Origin of the sequence: Maribacter sp. (assembly GCF_039968975.1) — a bacterium.
GTDB lineage: Bacteria > Bacteroidota > Bacteroidia > Flavobacteriales > Flavobacteriaceae > Maribacter.
Window position 1 is genome coordinate 1 of record NZ_JBDVOT010000089.1, and the last position, 22,803, is coordinate 22,803.

Here is a 22,803-nt window from a genome sequence, read left to right on the forward strand (position 1 = left end):
ATAAAAATAGTAGCATCAGTAACCCCATGATAAGCTGCCAACGCTGTTCCTATAAGTATACCAGAAATTGACAAAGGAAGTGTTCTCAGTCTTGCTGCGTTAATCCAAGCTTTAACCTTTGTCACTAAAATGGATCTTCTATTTGAACTCGTTTACCATCTTGATATGAAGCAACAAAAGCATCTCCAAAACCGATATCAACCAATTGTTTTCTAAAAGATTGAGCTTCTTCTAAAGTTTCAAAATTACCAAGAGAGTAGGAATAAAAAGGATTTGTTTTAACAAAAAGTGTATTTGTCAACGCTTCAGAAGCCAAAGTAACATTGTTGTCTACAAAAGATTTTACCTGAACCGAATATATTTTTTCTTTTTGTAAAAATTCTTTAGCCAAATAGAATTCCTTTACTAAACTTAATTCCTCGTTCTGTTCTTTTAAGTTTTCAAGTCGGGTTCTTATCGCATCTACACTATCAATTGAAGTCAATACCAAATCGTTAGATGTCTTTCTATTAAAACCACCTGAACTTGACAACCCTGCAGTAAATGAGGTAAATGCCAAACTACCAATTAAAAAAAGACCCGTAATTCCTGCTAAGATATTACGCTGAATCTTACTTTTTTTTAATTCTTTGTTCTTAAACTTTATTTGATCCAATAAACGCTCGTTAATAATCTGCGCTTTATCGACATCTTTATGTAATTCTAGTAAATCACTCTCTTCTATAAAAGGCATAAATACAGGGGTAATTTTTAAGCTTAAAACTTAAATGTAAGCTAAAAATTGTTAATAACTTTTTATTTACAACAAAAATAAAATTAATTGTAAGTTATTACAAAAAACTAAACAGTTATTTAAGATAATATCTTGAAAATCAATTACTAAAGAATTTTCTTACAATTTCAACCTAATCATCTAAAAGTGTAATACCGTCAGATTCTATCTTTATTTTTCGTTCTCTATACAAAGTACCTAAACCTTTTTTAAATGTTTTCTTACTCATTTGAAAAACATCTCTAATTTCTTCTGGTGCAGATTTATCATGCAATCCTAAAAAGCCTCCACTTTCTGCAAGAACTTCATATATTTTCTTTGCTGCAGGCTCTAGCACTTTAGCCCCTAAAGGCTGAAGTGAAATATCAAGTTTGTTATCTTTTCTTATGGTTTTAATACAACCAGGTATTACATCACCAATATTAATTGGTTTAAACACTTCGTTAAAATAAACAAGACCTTTATGTTTTTCATTTACTATAACTTCCCAACCTAAATCGGTTTGTCTAGTAACCACCAAATCTACTTTCTCCCATTCTTTAAGGTCAATAGTGTCGTTATTCAAAAACCTATCCAACTTATTTGAAGCCACCAATCTACCAGAACGATCATCTAAATAACAGTGCACCACGTACCATTGCCCTTCTTTCATCTTAACTCGCTGCTCTCGAAATGGCACTAAAAGGTGTTTTTCAAGACCCCATTGCATAAATGCACCAAATTCATTAACCTCAGCTACTTGCAACAATCTAAACTCGCCTAGCATAATATCTGGTTCCAGAGTTGTTGCAACTGGTCTTTCATCATAATCTAAATAGCAGAAAACTTTTATTTTTTCACCTATTTCATATGCTGTTGGAACATATTTATTTGGTAACAATACATCATTTCCTTCTTCATCACCCAAAAAAAGACCTACACTGGTGTCTCTTAAAATCTCAAGGTTGTTTATACGTCCTAATTCTATCATGTTACAAAATTACATTTAAAATTTTTAAAAACTTCAAGTAAAAAAAAAGACCGTTACCAAAAAGGTAGCGGTCTTTTTTAAATATTTGTCATCTGACTATTTATCGTATACAGATTCTTTTTTGAAATGTTGACAAAGCTTGTAATAGATTACTGCTCTATGCTTATTTCTGTTAGAAGAACCGTACTTTTCCATAACAGTTGCGATAGCGTCATCTAATTTAGAATCGTCTGCAAGACCTAATTTTTTAATTAAGTAGTTGTTCTTTACTGTATCCAATTCTTTTTGATCACTACCAGATACTTTAGAAGCATCTATGTTGTAAATAGATGGACCAAGACCAACAGTTACTTTTTTAAGTAAATCCATATCTGCATTTTCACCAAATTTATCTTTGATATCAGCAGCATACTTTTCGATTAAATCGTCTCTTTTACTCATGTTAAATGTGTTATAATTAATGGTTAATACTCCACTAAGATATGAAACGAAAATAATCAATCAAAATTTTATCGTTTTTTAATGTAGGTGTAGTAATTTCCAGTAATTGCGGACGGCTAGATACTTTGAAAAAACTACTCAATTCATCATGCAGTTCTGTGGATGATTTTGCTGTTCTATAATCAAAGCCATACATAGCACAAAGGTGCTCTGCGGACAAGGAATGTCTTGTCTCAAAATAGGTTTCAAAAACATCAGAATTCTCCTTTCCCGGAAGTATTCTGAAAATTCCACCACCATTATTATTAATCACTATAATTCTAAAATTAGACTTTAAATAGCTATTCCACAACGCATTACTATCATAAAAAAAACTAAGGTCACCTGTTATAAAAAGTGTTGGTGAACTACTTGCTATAGATGCACCTATTGCTGTAGATGTACTACCATCTATACCACTTGTACCTCTATTACAAAATACTTTAAGGGTAGGGTTGACATTGAACAACTGTGCATATCTAATAGTAGAACTATTAGCTAACTGTAGCATATAATCATTAGGTATAGCCCCTAAAATATGCTCAAAAGCTAAAAAGTCAGTAAACGGTATTTCTTTTAAATATGAGTCTCTTTTTAACTCATAATTCTGTTTTACCAAATTCCAATGAGCAAAATAATTACTTTTTATAGCAGTGCCATCTGAATACATTGCATTAAAAAAATCATGCACAGGAACTTTAATATGCTCTTCTAAACAGAAAAAAGTATCGTTTGCAAACTGCCCGTCAACATGCCAATGGTGTTTTGGGGTATGGTGTCTTAAAAATGCCTTTACTTTCTTTGAAACTATGAGTCCACCAAAAGTGACAAGCACCTCTGGTCTTAGTTTTTCAAATTCCAATTCTCTGTCGACATGCATTTCAATAGGCGCAATTAAAGAATCTATACTATTGAAAAAATTAGAATGATGTATGTTTGATGTTGTTTCCGTCAACACCAAAACACTTGGGTCATTAGCTAATTTCTCTAGCAATATATCTGAAATAATATTTGGAGTATTCACCCCAACTAAAACCATTTTACGGGTAGAAGTATTCCAAATGCGTTTATGGTCTTCTAAAATAATTACATCTTCTAACTCTGCAGGTATAGCACTTATCTGAGGAGCTATTGAAGGTTCTGAAAGTGTATCATACAAAGGTTCTTCAAAAGGGGCATTTATGTGTACGGGAGTATTGGTAGTCAGCGCAATTTCTAAAGCCAGGTTTAATTCGGCATCATTGTAATTCTGAACTTCTTGCTGAACTTGGCTTATCTCTTTTTCAGAAACCCACTCTGGTCTATATTGCAAGACCTTAGATGTAGCGTGGCTAACATCTTGTTTTAAATTGGCTGAATATCTAATATGATTTTCAAATACATTTTGCTGATTTATAGTTTGCCCATCCCCTATTCCTAACTTATAAACCGGTCTATCCGCAGAAATAATCAATAATGGAATATTGCTAAAATACGCCTCTGCAACTGCAGGGTAATAATTTAAAAGAGCACTACCAGATGTACATAAAATTACAACGGGCTCTTGTAATTGTTGTGCCATACCTAAGGCAAAAAAAGCTGCACAGCGTTCATCCACTATACTATAACACGTAAAAAAAGGGTTTTCAGCAAAGGCTATAGTTAGCGGTGCATTTCTTGATCCCGGTGATATTATAACATTAGAAATATGCTTTGCCTGGCAATGTTGAACAATAGATTGAGCGGTAGGTATAGCGGAGTATTTCATGTAGTTCAAAAATACGACCAAAGCGGGTCATTACCCAAAAGTTAAGTATCTATTTACCGTCTAGAACACGAAACATGGTATTACTTTTTAAAGCCGTTTCTTCCCATTCTTTTTCAGGTATAGAATCACTCGTAATCCCGCCACCGACATAAATCTCAGCCTTATCTTTAAACATTTGCATACAACGAAGATTTACAAAAAGCTCTGAAGTTTTCATTACACTTCTATAAGCACTGTTCTCTTGGTTACGGCGGTTTCTATTTCTTGACAATTCTGATTTTGTGTTCAATTCACCCAAAAATCCGGTATAAAAGGTACGTTCATACAATTCGTTTTCTAGAATAAACTTCTTTGCATTCTTTAACGGACTACCACATACCGCCGGCGTTGGGTGCAGTGCTTTTAATATATCACCAAATTTGTTAGCAGTAAAAGTACCCTTCATTTCTGTGCGAAGGTGCCATAGCTGACCTGCCTTTACAGACTCTCTCTCAGAACTATTTAGAGAAACAACTTTCTCTTTTAAGGAATCAAAAATATAGTCAGTAACCAATTGCTGCTCATTTAACTCCTTTTCTGTCCAAATAGGCTGACTATCTCCTATTGAATTCTGAGTACCCGCCAAAGACATTGTTGTAAATTGAGAGCCATTACTTTTTACCAAAATTTCAGGTGTAGCACCCATCCAAGTTCCTATTTTTGGGTGGTACCAGAAGTAACAAAAAGCTTTTTTATACAATTGAAGAATTCGTTGATACACTTCAAAGTAATCTTCATGATGATCAACTTCTATTTTCCTTGACAATACTACCTTATTGAAATCACCTTGATCAATATTGCCAATAGCTTTAGATATCAACTTAAGATATCTTTCCTTTTCTGCAGCATCGCTTTCTGGTATACTTTTCCCATTGATCTGAACCTCAGCACTTAAATTCAACGGAACCTTTTCTACAGCATCCATTTTCAATAATATAGCATCTGAATTCAAATCGAAAGGAGCAAAAACGAATCCGGTTTCAGAGAAATCTTTAACCTTATGAACAGCATCGTCGTTTTGAAAAACACCTACCAAATCGGTTTCATTAAGTTTGCTATATAAAACAAACGGCAATTGGCTTTCCAAGCAATCTTTAGCTCGATTAAAAAGTTCTTTCACCATGCTACTTTCTAGGTAAGGCAATAGTAGTTAATTTACAAAGAGAGACCAACTGATCATCCTCATTAGTTACTCTAATCTCCCATAATTGTGTAGTTCTACCTTTATGTAAAATACTGGCTTTAGCATAAACAAATCCTTCTTTTACACTTTTCACGTGATTTGCAGAAATCTCCAAACCTCTAACAAAATACTTATTACCATCTAAAAAAACATAAGACGCAGCACTACCCACACTCTCAGCCAAAGCAGCTGTTGCGCCACCATGTAAAACCCCGTCTGGTTGATGTACTTTTGGGGTAACAGGCATTTTAGCCAACAAGAAATCTTCTCCTACATCTATGTATTCAATTTCTAAAGTTTCCATTAAGGTATCTTTAGAAGATTCGTTACAAATCTTTAGAATTTTTTCTTTGTAGTCGTTCATCCTTTTTTTTGTAAAATTAAGCATTACATTACCAACAGAAAAGCATAACAGTAATGATCGATTCATGAAGAACCAAATAAAAAATGTTACTTATAAAACCACGAACACCTATGAAACATTAAATGAATTGAATAGTGACACAAAGCAAGTTTGGATTGTTTTTCATGGCATTGGGTTCTTAAGTAGATTCTTCTTAAAGTATTTTAACGAACTGCCCAAGAACGAAAATTACATAATTGCCCCACAGGCTCCTTCCAAATATTATTTAAAAAATGAATATAAGCATGTAGGCGCAAGTTGGTTAACAAAAGAGAATACGGCACTTGAAACTGAAAATCTTTATCATTATTTAGATGCTGTTTTAGAAAATGAAAAGCTCCCATCAAATTGTAAGATTTTTTTCTTCGGATTTTCACAAGGCATTTCAATAGCACTTAGGTATTTAGCATATTCCAAAATGCCATGTTCTAAATTGATTCTTTATGCCGGCGGTATCCCTAAAGAATTAAAAACATCAGACTTCAGTCACTTAAATGGTAAAAGCGAAGTCATTTCTATCATTGGAAATAAAGATGAATACTTAATACCAAATAAATTAAAAGAAGAGAATAATAAACTTAAAATTCTTTTTGGGGATACTATTCAATTTATCACTTTTGATGGTGGACATGAGGTTAAAAAACAAATTATAAATCAAATGGCAGAATGAACAACACACCAACTCTAGAAAATGAACGGGTAATATTAAGTGCGTTAACCCTAGAAAATTACGAAAAGCTGATTCCAATTGCATCGCAGGAAAAATTAGTTCAATATTCTCCTACTGATATTGAAACACCAAGCAGTTTAAAAAATTATGTAGAAATAGCTTTACAGCAATTAGCAGCAGGCACAAGTATACCTTTTATTATTTATGATAGGCAACATAATGCTTTTGCAGGCTCTACACGTTTTATGCATATCAACAAAAAAAATAAAGTACTCCATATTGGCTCTACATGGATCGGTCGCGAATTTCAGGGCACAGATCTAAATACAGAAATGAAAAAATTGATGCTAACATATGCTTTTACTACCATGGACTTTGAGAAAATTGAGTTTCGTGTAGATGAAAGAAATACGGCATCAAGAAAAGCAGTAGAAAAATTAGGATGCACCTTAGAGGGTATTCTTAGAAAAGATGTGTACTTATTAAATGGTTTTAAAAGAAACACATGTTGCTATGGTCTTTTACGAGAAGAATGGTTAAACAATAACAAATAAACCTTACTCCTCAACAACTTCTTTATCAGCTGTATAATACGTGATTTTTCTAGTAGTATAAGTATTGTCTGGCGTAACAATTTGCTTAATCCAATTGCCTACCTCTGAATTATCATATTGATAGATATATTCTTTCTTTATTATACCAGCACCTCTTTTAGCTGTTTCAGTAACTAGCATACCTTTTTCATCATATTCATAACTAGTACGTGTAGTTGGCTCAAATTTTTTCAACTCAGAATTATATTCAAACTCTTGTTGTGCCATTAATTTACCATCCATACTAAACACTTCTTCAAAAGCATTGCTCTCTTCACCATTTAAATACTCTTTGGTCAAAACAACTCTTTGAGCTGGTTTATTTATTGGTTTTAAAGTTGATGTACGAATAGATTTTAAAGGTTCTTCATTCAATAGATAAGTAACCGTATTCTCTCCTTTAAACTTTTTATGTTCTACCTGAGTTATATCTGTACCATCATTATTGGTTCTCTCAATACTGGCTAAATCTCCATACTCATCATAGCCATATATGTATTGATCTAAAAACTGTTTATCATATGAAAAAATACGCTCTTGTATTTTTAAATTATCAGTAGAATCAATTTCATAAAAGTGGGCTATAGACGTGCTTGGGTCAAAAGTATTGTTTCTGTAAGATTCCGCTCTCTTCTCTAAAAGTTCGCTATTGCTGTATTTATAATAAACCACATCATAATCTGCCTCATTATACCTGGTAACAGATTTGGTTAGTAATCCGTTCTTATTAAAGTCGTATTCCTCTTTACCATAATCAGTACTTACCAAACAAAATTTCACATCCCCTTTTAAATCAAAATCCTCTAGTGTAAAGATTTGAATTTCTTGACCATTGACTATAGAGAAAGCTGCAATAAAAACCGATAAAAACAGAAAGTGTCGTTTCTTAACCATACTACAAAATTACTTTATTAATAATAGGCATAAAAGAATATCCTATAAAAGTAAAAAGGGACGGTAAATACCGTCCCTTTTTTATAAAAATATAAAGCTATATTATTTAACTTCTTCGAAGTCTACGTCTTCAACGTTATCACCTTCAGAAGCACCACCGTCAGCAGTTGGCTCTCCTTGTGGAGCACCTTGAGCATCAGCCTGCGCCTTGTACATTTCTTCAGATGCAACTTTCCAAGCTTCATTGATTTTATCTAAAGCAGGTGTTATAACAGCCAAATCTTTAGTTTCATATGCCGCTTTTAATTCCGCTAAAGCATCTTCAATTGGCTTTTTCTTATCATCAGATAATTTATCGCCAAATTCAGTAAGTTGAGATTCAGTTTGGAAAATCATTCCGTCCGCTTCATTCAACTTGTCAGCAGTCTCTTTCGCTTTTTTATCAGATTCAGCATTAGCTTCTGCTTCAGCTTTCATCTTCTTGATTTCTTCTTCAGTTAAACCAGAAGAAGCTTCAATACGAATATCCTGAGTTTTGTTGGTAGCCTTATCAGTTGCAGATACTTTAATTATACCGTTAGCATCGATATCAAAAGTTACTTCAATTTGTGGAGTACCTCTTTTTGCTGGTGGAATACCATCTAAGTGGAATCTACCAATTGTTTTGTTATCGTTAGCCATTGGTCTTTCTCCTTGCAATACGTGAATCTCAACCGAAGGTTGGTTATCAGCAGCAGTAGAGAATACCTGAGACTTTTTAGTTGGTATAGTTGTATTAGCCTCTATCAACTTGGTCATTACACTACCCATAGTTTCAATACCTAATGAAAGTGGAGTAACATCTAATAACAATACATCTTTTACATCACCGGTTAAAACACCACCTTGTATTGCTGCACCAATTGCAACAACCTCATCTGGGTTAACACCTTTAGAAGGTTCCTTACCAAAGAATTTCTCAACAGCTTCTTGTACTGCAGGTATTCTAGTAGAACCACCAACTAGGATAATCTCATCAATATCGCTCTTAGAAAGTCCTGCTGCTTTCATAGCAGTCTCACATGGCTCAATTGTTCTTTTTACCAAATCGGCAATTAATTGCTCGAACTTAGATCTTGTCAAAGTTCTTACTAAGTGCTTAGGTCCAGAAGCAGTTGCAGAAACGTAAGGTAAGTTAATCTCTGTCTGTGCAGAAGATGATAATTCAATCTTCGCTTTTTCAGCAGCTTCACGTAAACGTTGTAACGCCATTGCATCTTTTCTAAGGTCCATATCTTCTTCAGATTTGAACTCTTCAGCTAACCAATCAATAATTTTTTGATCAACATCATCACCACCTAAGTGTGTATCACCATCAGTAGCCAATACTTCAAAAACACCATCACCTAACTCTAAGATAGATACATCATGCGTACCACCACCAAAGTCAAAAACAACTATTTTTTGATCTGTATCTTTTTTGTCCATACCGTATGCTAAAGAAGCAGACGTTGGCTCGTTAATAATACGCTCTACAGTTAAACCTGCAATTTCACCAGCTTCTTTAGTAGCTTGTCTTTGCGCATCATTAAAGTATGCTGGTACGGTAATTACCGCACGAGAAACTTCTTGTCCTAAATAATCTTCAGCAGTTTTCTTCATTTTCTGAAGAATCATAGCTGATAATTCTTGTGGAGAATATAAACGACCATCAATATCTACTCTTGGTGTATCGTTATCTCCTTTTACTACATTATAAGGTACTCTTTCAGCCTCTTTACTAGATTCTGAATATTTATTACCCATAAACCTTTTAATAGAATAAATGGTTTTATGAGGATTGGTTACCGCTTGTCTTTTTGCTGGGTCACCAACTTTAATTTCACCACCATCAACAAAAGCGATGACAGATGGTGTAGTTCTTTTTCCTTCTGCATTCGGAATTACTACTGGCTCATTACCTTCCATTACGGAAACACAGGAGTTGGTAGTACCCAAATCTATTCCTATAATCTTACTCATTTTATATGTTTTAAATTAAGTGCTTTATTTTACAATCGATATGTAAATGACAAACAATATGCCAAGCCAGAAAAACTGACATGATGTCATTAATATACTTTTTTACTATATAATTATGCCAATATAGTATAGTAATACATTACCAAAACATTGTACCTTAGCCTACAAAACTTATAAGATTTGGAGATAGAAAGCATTAGTGTTTTTGATATGCTAAAGATAGGCGTAGGTCCTTCTAGTTCACATACTTTAGGACCATGGCGTGCTGCCGAGAGATGGTTGGCCAGGTTAAATTCTAAAGACAATCTTGAGAAAGTTGAGGAAGTAGAAATACACTTATATGGTTCGTTATCATTGACAGGTAAAGGTCATGCCACTGACTATGCCGTAATGCTAGGCTTATTGGGAGCCGATCCAGAATTAATACCTATTGACACTATTGATTCTTTAATCGATAAAATTAAAAACGAGCATATATTACTTTTAGATGGTAAATACAGCATTGCTTTCGACCCTAGCAAACATATTATTTTCAACAAAAAATTTCTTCCTTTTCATGCGAACGGATTAAAGTTTCAAGCCAAATTGAAATCGGGCAGAAAAATTTCAAAAACCTATTATTCTATTGGCGGCGGATTTGTAATCAGTGAAGAACGAAAAAATGCCAAACGTAAGGTTGACATGTTTGAAAAGTTTCCTTTTCCTGTACAGAAGGGAACTGAACTTCTGGATTTTTGCAAAAAAGAAGAGTTAAAAATTTCAGAATTAGTTTTACAGAACGAAAGATCTTTACGAGATGATGCGAAAATCGATTATGAGTTAAATCGTGTTTGGTCTACTATGTTAGAATGCATGTATACCGGTTGCCACACAGAAGGAACTTTACCTGGTGGTTTACATGTTAAACGCAGGGCATTTGAAATGCATAATAAGCTGAAAAGCGACCTACCCTACTCTAACCCCGAAGAATGGTTACAGAGTATTCGCCAAACAGAGGTAAAATTTAGACAAATTTTGCAATGGGTAAGTTGTTTTGCCTTGAGCGTAAATGAAGTGAATGCATCGTTAGGCCGTGTAGTAACCGCTCCTACAAATGGCAGCGCGGGCGTTATACCTGCCGTATTAATGTATTATATGGTAATTGAGAACCATGCTGGCAATTTTGAACATATAAAGCAGTTTTTATTGGTTGCTGGAGAAATTGGGAGCATCTTTAAAAAAGGAGCTACGATATCGGCTGCCATGGGTGGTTGCCAAGCAGAAATTGGCGTTTCTTCGGCTATGGCCGCAGGAGCACTTACAGAGCTTTTAGGCGGCACACCTGAGCAAGTACTTATGGCCGCAGAAATTGCCATGGAACATCATTTAGGTCTTACTTGTGACCCTATAGGCGGTTTGGTACAGATACCATGTATTGAACGTAACTCTATGGGTGCCATAAAAGCTATCAACGCAGCTGAGCTTGCTTTGGGTTCTGACCCATCTGCAGCAAAAGTACCATTGGACAAAGTTGTGCAAACTATGTGGGAAACTGCAAAAGATATGAGCTCTAAATATAAAGAAACCTCTGAAGGCGGATTAGCAGTAGGTGTTTTCTTGAGTGATTGTTAAGTCCATTTTAAAATATTAGCTAGCTATATTATAAAGGTTGTATACATACCGCTTTTTTTATAAGCGATTAATCAGCTAACTTTAATTTATGAAAAATCTGATTTCAGAAAGGGTTGCGGATTTTATTAAAAACTATCCGCCTTTTAATGTTCTTGACAGCAATTCTTTATTTGAATTGGCTGAACAAGTGTTAATCTTTTACAAAGAAAAAAACAGTATTATTTTCTCCGTAGACGAACCCCAGCATGCTCATTTTTATATAGTACATAAAGGTGCTGTTACCTTAAACAATACGGCAACATCAAATATTCTTGACTATTGCGATGAAGGAGATATATTTGGGTTACGTCCACTTTTTGCCAATGAAAACTATAAGTTAGAAGCTAGAGCCCATGAAGAATGTATTCTTTACGGAATACCTATTGACATCTTTAAACCCATTGCAAAGAAGAATGATCAAGTAACTATTTTTTTAATGGAGAGCTTTGCCTCTAACACCCGTAATCCGTATGCAAAAAACCAGAAAGGACAACTTTATGATTACGAAGGTGAAGAAGAGGTTACTAAAGAGGTGGTGCTGCCAGATTTACAATTAGCCAGCTATTCAAAAAAATTGATAACCTGTTCCACAAGAACCACTATTAAAAAGGCTGCCGATATTATGTCCAAAAAGAAAATTGGATCCATATTGGTCACCAGCAAAGATTTACCTGTAGGCATTATAACAGATAAAGATTTTAGAAACAAAGTAATATCTGGCGAACAACCCATAAACGCATCGGTAAAATCAATTATGTCTACTCCTGTAATCACCTATCCTAAAAATCTTACGATTACACAGGCACAAATGGCCATGATGAAAAGTAATATCAGTCATTTGATTATCACGGAAGACGGAACACCAAATTCTTCTGCATTAGGTATTTTATCTAAACATGATGTAATGGTATCCTTGGGAGATAATCCCGCGGTATTGGTAAAAGCTATTAAACGCACCTCTCGTATTAAGAAAATTAAACAGATTAGAAAGAGTGTGATGGTACTCTTAACCGGGTATTTAGAGCAAAACATTCCATTGGGATTGATTGCCAAGATTATTTCTGAATTAAATGATACGTGCATTAAGCAGGTAGTACAAATATCCCTTGCAAAAATGGATACTCCGCCGCCCGTAAAATTTGCATGGCTAGCGCTGGGTAGTCAAGGTAGAAGCGAACAACTTTTACACACAGATCAAGATAATGCCTTAGTGTTTGAAAATGTACCTGAAGAAGATTTGCCAAAGACAACTACTTATTTTCTTGAACTTTCTAAACATATTACCAAAGGCTTAAATACCATAGGATATGAATATTGCCCCGCAGATATGATGGCCTCTAACCCTAAATGGTGTTTAAGTCTAGAAGAATGGAAAAACAAATTATCATACTGGATCGGTAACCCAGGACCCAATGAGGTTTTAATGTCCTCCATTTTTTTTGATTATAGTTTGGCTTATGGTGAACGAAGTTTGCTGGACAACATGTCCGATCATATATTTAGAACCGTTCAGAACTATCCTATTTTCTTAGTGCATTTGGCAAACGGGGCACTTCAAAGTCCGTCACCCACAGGATTCTTTAGAAAGTTTATCATAGAACAAGATGGTCAGCATAAAGATTCATTTGACCTAAAAAGTAGGGCTTTGCGTCCTTTGGTAGATGCCGCTAGGGTTTTGATACTATCACATTCTGTGAAAGCGATCAGCAATACTTGGGAACGCTATGAAAAGTTAGCAGAACTTGAACCCAATAACAAAGAATTGTATTTAGCTTGCTCTTATGCTACAAAAGCTTTGGTAAAGTTTAGAACGCGTCAAGGATTAGCAAATCATGATTCAGGCAGGTTTATTCAACTGGACCAATTGAGCAAGCAAGAAAAAATGAAATTGAAGCGTACGTTTAAGGCTATTAAAGAAATACAAGAATTGATTACGCTAAGATTTAAGGTGACAAATATTTTAGGGTAATGGGATTATTTAAAAGAAAACCTAAAAATCTACCTGACTATTGGAAAACCTATGAAAGTCTTTTCAAGGATAGTCAAACTAAAAATTTTAACGAACTAACTTTTGTTGTATTAGATACTGAAACAACAGGCTTTAGTTTTGATGATGATCGTATTCTATCTATTGGCGCTGTAAAAATTAAAAATGAATCTATTTCTGTTCAAGAGGTATTCAATATTTATTTAGAACAAGAAAAATTTAGCAAAGAGACAGTTCACGTGCACGGACTCTTAAAAAATGGCCAACGAGAATGTATTAGTGAAATTGCGGCTCTTGAGCAGTTTTTAGCATATGTGGGCAATGCCATTATTGTTGCCCATCATGCAGGTTTTGATATGGGCATGTTGAATACCGCCTTAGAAAGACATGGCCTACCTAAACTTAAAAATATGGTGCTTGATACTGGTATCATTTATAAAAAAACGCTGATTAAATCTTATTTGGTACAACCAAAACCGAATTACACTTTAGATGAACTTGCCGAAAAATTCTCCATCTCCAGAAAAGATAGACACACAGCATTAGGCGACGCATATATTACAGCTGTCGCCTTTTTAAAAATTATAGCACGTTTAAAAGAAAAGAAAAACTTCTCTCTAAAATCTTTATTTAGATAAGCTTAAAGGCTTTCCAAATAATTTAAAACGTTTCTATTTATTCTGTCGTGTATATGTGAAGTATCAGCCTTAACAAACTGTTCTCCCGTTATGTGTTCGTAAAGTTCAATGTAACGTTCAGAAACTGATTCTATGTAATCATCGGTCATTTCAGGTACTGTTTGCCCTTCTAAACCTTGAAAGTCGTTCGCAATCAACCACTGTCTGACAAACTCTTTTGACAATTGTTTTTGTGGCTCGTTGGCATCTTGTCTTTCTTGATATCCATCGGAATAAAAATATCTTGAAGAATCTGGAGTATGTATCTCATCGATCAAAACAATTTTTCCTTCTTTAGTTTTTCCAAATTCATATTTAGTATCCACCAAAATCAATCCTCTTTCGGCAGCGATTTCCGTACCTCTTTGAAAAAGAGCGTACGTATACTTTTCAAGTAAAGCGTAATCTTCTGCAGAAACAATTCCCTTGCTTAGAATATCCTCTTTAGATATATCCTCATCATGATCGCCCATTTCTGCTTTTGTAGCAGGTGTAATTATAGGACTTGGAAATTTATCATTTTCTTTCATACCCTCTGGCATTGCAACGCCACAAAGCATTCTCTTACCCAATTTATATTCCCTTGCTGCATGACCAGATAAATAACCACGTATAACCATTTCTATTTTAAAAGGCAAGCAGGCAATACCAACAGCTACATTAGGATCAGGTGTGGCAGTTAACCAATTAGGAACAATATCTTCGGTAGAAGCCATCATTTGAGTTGCTATCTGATTTAATATTTGTCCTTTATAAGGAATTCCCTTAGGCATAACCACATCAAAAGCAGACAACCTATCTGTTGCTACCATGACCAACATATCGTTCTCTAATGTGTATACAGATCTAACTTTGCCTTTATAGACGTTCTTCTGACCCGGAAAATTAAATTCAGTTTCGTAAATAGTATTCTTTGACATGTAAATTCTTAATTGTGGTGTTCTATAGTTTTATAAGCTTCAATAACTTTTTTCACAAGTTTATGACGAATAACATCCTTATCGTCAAGGTAAATAACCTCTATACCAGGTACATTTTGTAAAATTAACAAAGCTTCCTTTAGACCTGAAATTGTTCTTCTAGGTAAATCTATTTGCCCTGGATCTCCTGTTATTAGAAATCTTGCATTTCTACCCATTCTGGTCAAAAACATTTTCATTTGTGCATGGGTGGTATTCTGTGCCTCGTCTAAAATTACAAAGGCATTATCTAAAGTTCTACCACGCATAAACGCCATTGGGGCAATCTGTATGGTGCCATTTTCAATATAATGCACCAACTTCTCTGCCGGGATCATATCTCTAAGCGCATCATATAAAGGTTGCATATAAGGATCAAGCTTCTCTTTTAAATCCCCTGGTAAAAAACCTAGATTTTCACCAGCTTCAACAGCAGGTCTTGTCAAGATAATTTTCTTTACCTGTTTCTCTTTTAATGCTTTTACGGCAAGTGCCACACCTGTATAGGTTTTACCCGTACCAGCAGGACCTATGGCAAAAACCATATCGTTCTTCTTTGAGGCATCTACCAAACGACGTTGATTGGCAGTCTGTGCTTTTATCAATCTACCACTGACACCATGAACCAATGTTTCGCCACTATTCTTAGATGATTTTAGCTCATCATCTTCAGAAGTTGTCAACACTCTTTCAATGCTGTTTTCATCTAATTTGTTGTATTTGATGAAATGCTGGGTCAACATATCAAAACGTTTCTCAAACTCTTCTAAAAGCTCTTCATCTCCAAAGGCTTTTATCTTGTTGCCACGGGCTACGATCTTCAACTTTGGAAAGTATTTTTTCAATAAATCAATATGCTCATTTTGCTGCCCAAAAAACTCTCTCGGGCTAATTTCGGTAAGTTCTAGAATTATCTCGTTCAAACAGTCGGTTTTATAATGATTTATAGTTAGCGAAGATTAGTTTCTAATCGCTGTTTTTTTGTTTAATTTTGTATATCAAATTTAAGCAAATTTTAAGTTCGCCTAACCAAAAACATATCAACATTGCTGTATGGCAATAATCACCCTTACAACAGATTTCGGATTAAAAGATCACTTTGTAGCTGTATTAAAAGGCTCCATATACACAGAACTACCCGATGCCAAAATTGTTGATATTTCGCATGACATCATGCCTTTCAACATTCAAGAATGTGCATACATTCTTTCTAACTCATATGATAGTTTTCCAAAAGGGACTATACATATTGTTGGGGTAGATTCTGAAGAAACGCCAGATAATAAGCACATTGTTGCCCTTGTAAACGGACATTATTTTATTAGTGCAAATACGGGTGTCATTGGTCTTATCACCTCTGAAATGACTCCTGAAAAAGTATTTGAAATAAATTTACCAGACTCTATTGCAAATTCTTTCCCGGTATTAAATGTCTTCATTCAAGTAGCCTGCCATATAGCTCGGGGCGGTACATTACAGCTGGTAGGCAAGCCATTTACAGAATTGAACGATTTAAGGGAATTTGCACCAAGAATTGTAGAAGACGGTAAAAAGATTATTGGTAGTGTAATCTATATTGATAACTATGGTAATGTCATCACCAATATTCGTAAAAACTTATTCGATGCTTACCGTAAAGACCGTAATTACACACTTATTGCCCGTAATCATAAAATAAAAAAAATTCATAAAGCCTATAATGAATTCATAGACTATAGCCTAGAAAAAAGCCAACGCAAGAGTGCGGGAGACCTGTTGGCCATATTCAATTCTTCTGATTATATAGAATTGGCTATTTACAAAAGTAACCTTACCACCGTAGGTGGCGCTTCTACCCTATTAGGTTTAGATTATAGAGATACTATTATGGTAGATTTTGAATAGCAAATGGAAATTCAATTTTGCGAATATTTAAGCGTATTTTTAAAATACATGAATACATCAAAAGTTAATAACTAATGCCTAAAATTAAATATTAAGAACTTAATGTAGTAATACCTAGTAATATACACTACCTTAATCAATAACAAACTGTTAATAAGTTTGTTTCCTTAAAAAGGGCAATTAAAATATCTTTGTTGGTAACGAAAACTGCCAACAATAAGGAGTTTAAACCTATTTTTCTTGATGAATTCAAGGAAGATATCAATAAAAATGAAAGAATGAAATTTATAGTTTCAAGTACCTATTTGCTAAAACAACTTCAAATACTAGGAGGTGTAATCAACAACAGTAACACATTACCAATTTTGGATAATTTCCTGTTCGATTTGCAGAAGGACAAACTAACTGTCTCAGCTTCTGATTTGGAAACCACAATGAGTTCGGTTATAAAAGTAGATTCTGACAACGAAGGTACTATTGCTGTACCGGCAAGATTACTTCTAGAAACTTTAAAAACATTCCCTGAACAACCACTTACTTTTGTTGTTGAGGATAATAATACGGTAGAAATTAGTTCTAACCACGGTAAATATGCCCTTGCTTATGCTGATGGCGCAGAATTTCCTAAAGCGGTTGAATTAACCAGTCCAAGTTCTACAACATTGCTTGGTGATATTTTGGCAACAGCTATCAACAAAACAATTTTTGCTGCAGGTAATGATGATTTAAGACCTGTAATGAGCGGTGTATTTTTTCAGTTTTCTCCAGAGAACTTAACATTTGTTGCTACAGATGCACATAAATTGGTAAAATACCAACGTACCGATGTAAGAGCCTCTCAAGTGGCAGAATTCATTATGCCTAAAAAACCATTGACTTTATTAAAAGGAATATTGGCAGGCAGTGAGTCTGATGTGCTTATTGAATACAATGAAAGTAACGCAAAATTCAGTTTTGATGAAACTGAATTGATATGTAGATTAATTGATGGTAAATACCCTAATTACGAAGCGGTAATACCAAAAGAGAATCCAAATAAACTTACTATAGCTAGAAATCAATTCTTGAGTTCTGTAAAAAGGGTTTCTATTTTCTCTAACAAGACTACACACCAAATACGTTTAAAAATAGCTGGTGCAGAATTGAATATTTCTGCTGAAGATTTAGATTACTCTAATAAAGCAGAAGAAAGATTAACTTGTTCTTACCAAGGTGATGATATGCAAATTGGTTTCAACTCTAGGTTCTTGACCGAAATGTTGAACAATTTAGGATCTAATGAGGTTTCACTTGAAATGAGTTTACCTAACCGAGCAGGTATTCTAACACCAACAGATGATTTAGATGAAGGTGAATTTGTAACTATGTTGGTAATGCCAGTAATGCTTAACAGCTAGTTTAAAATTACAGTATAATAAAAAAGAGTCCGTTTAAAATTAGTTAAACGGACTCTTTTTTTTGGTGCTTGCAGCACTCTTTTTTTATAAAAAATCCTCTGAAGATAATTCCGTTATTAACTTCTCCATCATTTCCACACCTTTTTCTAATTGCTCTATGGCTATAAACTCATCTGCCCTATGTGCTTGTTCAATAGAACCAGGACCGCAGATAGCTGCATGAAAACCTTCATTAGCAAATTGACCAGCTTCTGCCGCATAGGAAACGGTATCTAACTTTGAATTACCCGATATTTTTTTAATCAAACCTACAATATCATCATCAGCCTTAGTGTCTAAATGAGGTACCGATGGGTGATGTTCAACATTTTTTATCTCAAAACCTGGAAATATTTTTCGATTCTTCTCTTCTCGTTCTCTACAAAAAGCTTCAAACTCAGCTACAATACTGCTTATATCATCTTTCGGGATAGTACGCAAATCCCAATAAAAGCTTGCTTTGTCCGCGATAATATTAGGTGCAATACCTCCTTTAACCAAACCAATATGTATACTAGAGTGTGGCGGATGAAAGCGATTATCCAATTGTTTGTCTGCTATTAGCTGGTCCATTTTCTGTTCCAACCAAAGAATCAAATGCATAGCTTCGTGAATGGCACTAATTTCTTGTTTAATACGACTACTATGACCTGCTGAACCATTTACATAAGTTTCTAAAATATAAATACCTTTTTGACCAACAATAGGTTCCATTAATGATGGCTCTCCTATAATAGCATATTTTGGAGTCTCCGTATAGTATGTATTAATTTCACGTGCCAATTCTGGCGCAGCTAAACACCCTATTTCTTCATCGTAAGAAAATGCAAAGTAAATTGGCTTCTTTAAATGAGCTTCTATCATTTGTGGTAAAGCAGCCAAACAACAGGCCAAGAAACCTTTCATATCGCAAGAACCTCTACCATATAATTTACCATCTCCCTTATCCGTAAGTACAAAAGGGTCAGTTGTCCACTCTTGACCTTCTACAGGAACAACATCTGTGTGACCTGATAATATGACACCGCCATCAACAGCAGGACCAATTCTACAATGTAAAGATGCCTTAGTACCTTCTTCATTAGGAACTAATTTTGTTTCAACACCATGAGATTCAACATAATCTTTGATCCAATGAATAATACTTAAATTACTTTCACCTCCTAACACAGGAAATGCTACTAGTTTTTCTAGAATACTCTCAACAGTCATATTTAATTATAGTTTGTTGCTACTGCAATGATCAATGCTAAGAAAGAAATTAGCAGTAGACTTATTAATACTGGAAATATAAAACGAATCCATCTATCGATAGGAACACGGCACATACTAAGCATGGCTATTAAGCCACCTAAAGTTGGGTTAACAAGATTTGACAACCCATCGCCTATTTGAAAAGCCAAAATAGTTATTTGCCTTGACAACCCTAAAGATTCCCCTAACGGAAGCATTACTGGCAAAGTAGCTAAAGCTTGACCACTTCCTGAAGGAATAAAAAAGTTGATAATAGATTGAGAAATGGACATACCAATTGCACTAACATATAATGGCAAGCCTTCTAAAACGAGTGATAGTTGATAAGAAATGGTATCGCCTATATTACCCATTTCCATCAGCACTTTTATAGAAGTAGCAAAACCAACCATAAAAGCACCTGGTGCAGCCAAACTTACAGATTTTAGCACTGTTTCACTTAAGGTAGTAGCGCTCATTCTAGACACGATACCACAAAACAATGCAATGATTAAAAATACTGCCGACAATTCATTAATGAACCAGTTCAAATTAAAAACGCCGTATAGAATAAACACCAAACCTATTATAAAGACAGAAATAACCATCTTATTATTCGTTGTCAAAGAATAATCTTTAATAGGCTTTGACAGTGTTAACTCTGACACATTTAACCCTTTTCCAAGGCTTTTACCAGGGTCAGCTAAAATCTTTTTAAGATACCTTACATTATAGTAGGCCATAATACCTAATGCCGTAAAACATAATATACTTCGAAGAATAGCACCAGAAAACATAGGTAATTCTGATATTTTGTGCCCTGTACCAACGGTGTATGGATTAATTGGAGAAAGTCCAAAACCAATAGTCATTGCCCCTACGGATATACCTGCTGCTAAAATTAAATCTCCACCAAGTGCAAGACTTAGTACAGCAGCTATTGGTACCATAGCTATATTATTTTCATAACCAACTGTAACACCAAGAATACCATATATAAAAGTCATAATAATAACAATAAGATACTTATTTTTTAACCCCAAAGTTTTAACAAGAGTACCCACAGCATTCTCCACTGCTTTGGACTTTTCCATAACCCCAAACATGATTCCCCCGGCCAAAACGATGAAAATAATTTCTACAGCCGCTTTAAAACCTAAAGGCATAGCTCTGAACATATCTAAAAATCCGACCGGAGTAGAAGGTATAATTTTATAGGAATTAGGTACTACCGCATTTCTACCATCTTCCATAACCCGATCATAAGCGCCAGCTGGTAGCACATAAGTTAATACTGTCACCAAAACAATTATACTGAATAGCATAGTGATGGCATGGGGAATTTTTTTAAAAAAAGATAGAATTTTAGAACTAGAATCAGCCATGAATTTTCAAGAGGTCAATATTATTCAATTAGGTAAATCATAAGGAATATTGCCTTTAAAACTTGTAGGTAACACCCTATCCAAATATAAATATATATGCCCGAACACAATTTTCTATTTCCGTAAAACTTTACACTCTTTTTTATGAATAACATAATACAGAGATTTAAATAGAACCTAAAAAAAAGGCTGCCCATTTGGGCAGCCCTTTTTAATAATATATGTAGATAATTAAATAAATCTAATTGTTCCAAAATAACTAGGAGATTCTCCGTTACTCGCCTTTATTACATTTACAGCTGGCATTACTAATGATAATATTCCAGCGAAAATTAATAATAGAATTCCGAGTCCAAATAACAAAATTCCAGGAATTCCAATGATCAAATACAAAATTAAGGTTAATTGAAAATTGATAACAGATTTACCATGCTCATTCATACCTATTACAGAATCTTTGCTTGTTAACCAAATTACCAACGGCACAAGAAGTCCTCCAAAACCTGTTACAAAATCTAAATATTGAGATAAATGTGTAATGACCAAGAGATTTCGGTCTTCACGAACTGCTACTGTGTTTTTATTTACTAGTTCCATTTTTGATTGATTTAATGATGAATACTATAAATAAGACGCACAAACACAGTAAATGTTACATAAAATGAAAATTATAGCTTTTTGTTAAGCTTCTTAATATTTTCTTTATCCTTCATTATCTTCATTTGACTTTTAGCAATCTTATCTTCTTTTTTCTGGATATCTACTGGAGAAAGCGTTCCTTTAACCTTTCCTTTTTCTAACTGACCTCTTAATTTTTCTATTTGCTTCTCTTCACTAGAAATAGACTTCTCTTTTGAATTGATTTGCTTTTTTAACTTCTCTTCTTTCTTTTTAGCAGCGTCTTTTTTCTTTTGCTCAGCAGCTTCTTTTTTTGCTTTTTTAGCATCAGCTTTAGCTTTCTCAACATCTTTCTTTACTTGCTCCATTTCCTTTTCATGTTCTACGGAAACTTCCTTAGAAATTTCTGAGTCATTATCCTGAGCTACAGCTATAGAGCTAACTAACATAAGCCCCAACAATACAAATACTTTTTTCATTTTTTTAAATACATTTTATAGTACGCGAAATTAATACATAATTATATATTGAAAACAAAATGTCATTAAATTAAGAAAACTACAACAGTTATAATTGATTATTTTTGCACGATGATTCAAACAGATACTATTATAGCATTAGCGACCCCGGCAGGTGCAGGAGCTATTGCCGTTATAAGGCTTTCAGGTAATGATGCAATTACTATTGCTTCTAAACAATTTGAATCAGTTTCAGGTAAGATTCTTGAAAATCAAAAAAGCCATACCATACACTTAGGATATATTAAGGATGGTGAAAATGTTCTAGATCAAGCACTTGTTTCCATTTTTAAAAACCCACATTCTTATACAGGAGAAAACGTCATAGAAATTTCATGCCATGGTTCTCCATACATACAACAACAGATAATTCAATTATTCTTAAGAAATGGCTGTAGAACTGCGGATGCAGGTGAATTTACCCTAAGAGCCTTCTTAAATGGTAAAATGGATTTAAGTCAGGCAGAAGCAGTTGCCGATTTAATTTCTAGTGATAATGCCGCAAGTCACCAAATTGCAGTTCAGCAAATGCGTGGAGGTTTCAGTAATGAGATAAAGCAGTTGCGAACAGAACTTTTGAACTTTGCCTCACTAATAGAACTAGAATTAGATTTTTCTGAAGAAGATGTAGAGTTTGCTGACCGTACGCAATTTAAAGAACTACTTACCCGTATTCAAAAAGTTCTACAAGGTTTAATCGACTC

At 34.3% G+C, this 22,803-nt stretch carries 21 protein-coding genes and 2 pseudogenes; 8 read left to right on the forward strand and 15 right to left on the reverse strand.

Annotation, left to right across the window (positions count from 1 at the left end; translation table 11 throughout):
* From ABJI11_RS06380 to ABJI11_RS06410, 7 genes and pseudogenes are all read right to left on the reverse strand, one after another.
* Positions 1-125 (reverse strand): annotated as a pseudogene (locus ABJI11_RS06380) (1,4-dihydroxy-2-naphthoate polyprenyltransferase); the annotation flags it as partial.
* Positions 125-733, reverse strand: a complete 609-nt coding sequence (locus ABJI11_RS06385) for an SPOR domain-containing protein (RefSeq protein ID WP_348350480.1) — start codon at positions 731-733, stop codon at positions 125-127. The gene ABJI11_RS06385 and the pseudogene ABJI11_RS06380, both read right to left, overlap by 1 nt.
* 172 nt (positions 734-905) lie before the next feature.
* Positions 906-1,742, reverse strand: a complete 837-nt coding sequence (locus ABJI11_RS06390) for a S1-like domain-containing RNA-binding protein (RefSeq protein WP_348350482.1) — start codon at positions 1,740-1,742, stop codon at positions 906-908.
* A 96-nt stretch (positions 1,743-1,838) separates the two neighbouring features.
* Positions 1,839-2,183 (reverse strand): DUF2853 family protein, encoded by a 345-nt coding sequence (locus tag ABJI11_RS06395; protein WP_348350484.1) that lies wholly within the window; start codon positions 2,181-2,183, stop codon positions 1,839-1,841.
* 34 nt (positions 2,184-2,217) lie between these two features.
* On the reverse strand, positions 2,218-3,969 hold the full coding sequence (gene menD, locus ABJI11_RS06400) for a 2-succinyl-5-enolpyruvyl-6-hydroxy-3-cyclohexene-1-carboxylic-acid synthase (RefSeq protein ID WP_348350486.1): 1,752 nt from the start codon (positions 3,967-3,969) through the stop codon (positions 2,218-2,220).
* A 49-nt stretch (positions 3,970-4,018) separates the two neighbouring features.
* Positions 4,019-5,131 carry a chorismate-binding protein gene (locus tag ABJI11_RS06405; RefSeq protein ID WP_348350488.1) on the reverse strand — a complete coding sequence of 371 codons (1,113 nt, stop codon included), beginning with the start codon at positions 5,129-5,131 and terminating at the stop codon, positions 4,019-4,021.
* 1 nt (position 5,132) lies between these two features.
* Positions 5,133-5,555, reverse strand: a complete 423-nt coding sequence (locus ABJI11_RS06410; RefSeq protein WP_276494138.1) for a PaaI family thioesterase — start codon at positions 5,553-5,555, stop codon at positions 5,133-5,135.
* A 64-nt stretch (positions 5,556-5,619) separates the two neighbouring features.
* Here ABJI11_RS06410 and ABJI11_RS06415 point away from each other — a divergent pair, with 64 nt between their 5' ends.
* Both ABJI11_RS06415 and ABJI11_RS06420 read left to right on the forward strand, forming a co-directional pair.
* Positions 5,620-6,264 (forward strand): esterase, encoded by a 645-nt coding sequence (locus ABJI11_RS06415; protein ID WP_348350490.1) that lies wholly within the window; start codon positions 5,620-5,622, stop codon positions 6,262-6,264.
* Complete coding sequence (locus ABJI11_RS06420) at positions 6,261-6,818, forward strand: GNAT family protein (RefSeq protein ID WP_348350492.1); 558 nt, start codon at positions 6,261-6,263, stop codon at positions 6,816-6,818. The genes ABJI11_RS06415 and ABJI11_RS06420 overlap by 4 nt, the downstream gene beginning before the upstream one ends.
* Before the next feature lie 3 nt (positions 6,819-6,821).
* Here the strand turns inward: ABJI11_RS06420 and ABJI11_RS06425 are convergent, their stop codons facing one another.
* A complete protein-coding gene (locus ABJI11_RS06425; RefSeq protein WP_348350494.1) occupies positions 6,822-7,751 on the reverse strand; it encodes a hypothetical protein in 930 nt (309 codons plus the stop codon).
* A gap of 102 nt (positions 7,752-7,853) precedes the next feature.
* Positions 7,854-9,752 (reverse strand): molecular chaperone DnaK, encoded by a 1,899-nt coding sequence (gene dnaK, locus ABJI11_RS06430; protein ID WP_348350496.1) that lies wholly within the window; start codon positions 9,750-9,752, stop codon positions 7,854-7,856.
* Positions 9,753-9,938: 186 nt separating this feature from the next.
* Between dnaK and ABJI11_RS06435 the strand changes: the two genes are divergently transcribed.
* From ABJI11_RS06435 to ABJI11_RS06445, 3 genes are all read left to right on the forward strand, one after another.
* Complete coding sequence (locus tag ABJI11_RS06435) at positions 9,939-11,363, forward strand: L-serine ammonia-lyase (protein WP_348350515.1); 1,425 nt, start codon at positions 9,939-9,941, stop codon at positions 11,361-11,363.
* A gap of 88 nt (positions 11,364-11,451) precedes the next feature.
* Positions 11,452-13,371, forward strand: a complete 1,920-nt coding sequence (locus ABJI11_RS06440) for a DUF294 nucleotidyltransferase-like domain-containing protein (RefSeq protein ID WP_348350498.1) — start codon at positions 11,452-11,454, stop codon at positions 13,369-13,371.
* Complete coding sequence (locus ABJI11_RS06445) at positions 13,371-14,027, forward strand: 3'-5' exonuclease (RefSeq protein ID WP_348350500.1); 657 nt, start codon at positions 13,371-13,373, stop codon at positions 14,025-14,027. The genes ABJI11_RS06440 and ABJI11_RS06445 overlap by 1 nt, the downstream gene beginning before the upstream one ends.
* A 2-nt stretch (positions 14,028-14,029) precedes the next feature.
* On the opposite strand, the gene ABJI11_RS06450 is transcribed toward ABJI11_RS06445, so the two are convergent.
* Both ABJI11_RS06450 and ABJI11_RS06455 read right to left on the reverse strand, forming a co-directional pair.
* A complete protein-coding gene (locus ABJI11_RS06450; protein WP_348350502.1) occupies positions 14,030-14,986 on the reverse strand; it encodes a phosphoribosylaminoimidazolesuccinocarboxamide synthase in 957 nt (318 codons plus the stop codon).
* Positions 14,987-14,994: 8 nt separating this feature from the next.
* Positions 14,995-15,948 carry a PhoH family protein gene (locus ABJI11_RS06455; RefSeq protein WP_348350504.1) on the reverse strand — a complete coding sequence of 318 codons (954 nt, stop codon included), beginning with the start codon at positions 15,946-15,948 and terminating at the stop codon, positions 14,995-14,997.
* 130 nt (positions 15,949-16,078) lie between these two features.
* Between ABJI11_RS06455 and ABJI11_RS06460 the strand changes: the two genes are divergently transcribed.
* Positions 16,079-16,909, forward strand: a complete 831-nt coding sequence (locus ABJI11_RS06460; protein WP_348350506.1) for an SAM-dependent chlorinase/fluorinase — start codon at positions 16,079-16,081, stop codon at positions 16,907-16,909.
* Between the two features lie 278 nt (positions 16,910-17,187).
* The gene (dnaN, locus tag ABJI11_RS06465) at positions 17,188-18,306 is read left to right on the forward strand and encodes a DNA polymerase III subunit beta (protein ID WP_276493986.1); all 1,119 of its coding nucleotides are present in this window, start codon (positions 17,188-17,190) and stop codon (positions 18,304-18,306) included.
* 84 nt (positions 18,307-18,390) lie between these two features.
* On the opposite strand, the gene argE is transcribed toward dnaN, so the two are convergent.
* The 4 genes from argE to ABJI11_RS06485 form a co-directional block, all read right to left on the reverse strand.
* On the reverse strand, positions 18,391-19,557 hold the full coding sequence (argE, locus tag ABJI11_RS06470) for an acetylornithine deacetylase (RefSeq protein WP_348350507.1): 1,167 nt from the start codon (positions 19,555-19,557) through the stop codon (positions 18,391-18,393).
* 2 nt (positions 19,558-19,559) lie between these two features.
* Positions 19,560-20,963 (reverse strand): YfcC family protein, encoded by a 1,404-nt coding sequence (locus tag ABJI11_RS06475; RefSeq protein ID WP_348350509.1) that lies wholly within the window; start codon positions 20,961-20,963, stop codon positions 19,560-19,562.
* A gap of 231 nt (positions 20,964-21,194) precedes the next feature.
* Positions 21,195-21,560, reverse strand: a complete 366-nt coding sequence (locus ABJI11_RS06480) for a DUF4870 domain-containing protein (protein WP_348350511.1) — start codon at positions 21,558-21,560, stop codon at positions 21,195-21,197.
* Positions 21,561-21,631: 71 nt separating this feature from the next.
* Positions 21,632-22,060 (reverse strand): hypothetical protein, encoded by a 429-nt coding sequence (locus ABJI11_RS06485; protein WP_348350513.1) that lies wholly within the window; start codon positions 22,058-22,060, stop codon positions 21,632-21,634.
* Positions 22,061-22,171: 111 nt separating this feature from the next.
* On the opposite strand from ABJI11_RS06485, the pseudogene ABJI11_RS06490 reads away from it, so the two are divergent.
* Positions 22,172-22,803 (forward strand): annotated as a pseudogene (locus ABJI11_RS06490) (tRNA uridine-5-carboxymethylaminomethyl(34) synthesis GTPase MnmE); the annotation flags it as partial.

Excerpts from the sequence above, each read along its gene's own strand:
- ABJI11_RS06385 (WP_348350480.1), bottom strand. The coding sequence starts at position 733 with ATGCCTTTTATAGAAGAGAGTGATTTACTAGAATTACATAAAGATGTC.
- ABJI11_RS06390 (WP_348350482.1), bottom strand. The coding sequence starts at position 1,742 with ATGATAGAATTAGGACGTATAAACAACCTTGAGATTTTAAGAGACACC.
- ABJI11_RS06395 (WP_348350484.1), bottom strand. The coding sequence starts at position 2,183 with ATGAGTAAAAGAGACGATTTAATCGAAAAGTATGCTGCTGATATCAAA.
- menD (WP_348350486.1), bottom strand. The coding sequence starts at position 3,969 with ATGAAATACTCCGCTATACCTACCGCTCAATCTATTGTTCAACATTGC.
- ABJI11_RS06405 (WP_348350488.1), bottom strand. The coding sequence starts at position 5,131 with ATGGTGAAAGAACTTTTTAATCGAGCTAAAGATTGCTTGGAAAGCCAA.
- ABJI11_RS06410 (WP_276494138.1), bottom strand. The coding sequence starts at position 5,555 with ATGAACGACTACAAAGAAAAAATTCTAAAGATTTGTAACGAATCTTCT.
- ABJI11_RS06415 (WP_348350490.1), top strand. The coding sequence starts at position 5,620 with ATGAAGAACCAAATAAAAAATGTTACTTATAAAACCACGAACACCTAT.
- ABJI11_RS06420 (WP_348350492.1), top strand. The coding sequence starts at position 6,261 with ATGAACAACACACCAACTCTAGAAAATGAACGGGTAATATTAAGTGCG.
- ABJI11_RS06425 (WP_348350494.1), bottom strand. The coding sequence starts at position 7,751 with ATGGTTAAGAAACGACACTTTCTGTTTTTATCGGTTTTTATTGCAGCT.
- dnaK (WP_348350496.1), bottom strand. The coding sequence starts at position 9,752 with ATGAGTAAGATTATAGGAATAGATTTGGGTACTACCAACTCCTGTGTT.
- ABJI11_RS06440 (WP_348350498.1), top strand. The coding sequence starts at position 11,452 with ATGAAAAATCTGATTTCAGAAAGGGTTGCGGATTTTATTAAAAACTAT.
- ABJI11_RS06445 (WP_348350500.1), top strand. The coding sequence starts at position 13,371 with ATGGGATTATTTAAAAGAAAACCTAAAAATCTACCTGACTATTGGAAA.
- ABJI11_RS06450 (WP_348350502.1), bottom strand. The coding sequence starts at position 14,986 with ATGTCAAAGAATACTATTTACGAAACTGAATTTAATTTTCCGGGTCAG.
- ABJI11_RS06460 (WP_348350506.1), top strand. The coding sequence starts at position 16,079 with ATGGCAATAATCACCCTTACAACAGATTTCGGATTAAAAGATCACTTT.
- dnaN (WP_276493986.1), top strand. The coding sequence starts at position 17,188 with ATGAAATTTATAGTTTCAAGTACCTATTTGCTAAAACAACTTCAAATA.
- argE (WP_348350507.1), bottom strand. The coding sequence starts at position 19,557 with ATGACTGTTGAGAGTATTCTAGAAAAACTAGTAGCATTTCCTGTGTTA.
- ABJI11_RS06475 (WP_348350509.1), bottom strand. The coding sequence starts at position 20,963 with ATGGCTGATTCTAGTTCTAAAATTCTATCTTTTTTTAAAAAAATTCCC.
- ABJI11_RS06480 (WP_348350511.1), bottom strand. The coding sequence starts at position 21,560 with ATGGAACTAGTAAATAAAAACACAGTAGCAGTTCGTGAAGACCGAAAT.
- ABJI11_RS06485 (WP_348350513.1), bottom strand. The coding sequence starts at position 22,060 with ATGAAAAAAGTATTTGTATTGTTGGGGCTTATGTTAGTTAGCTCTATA.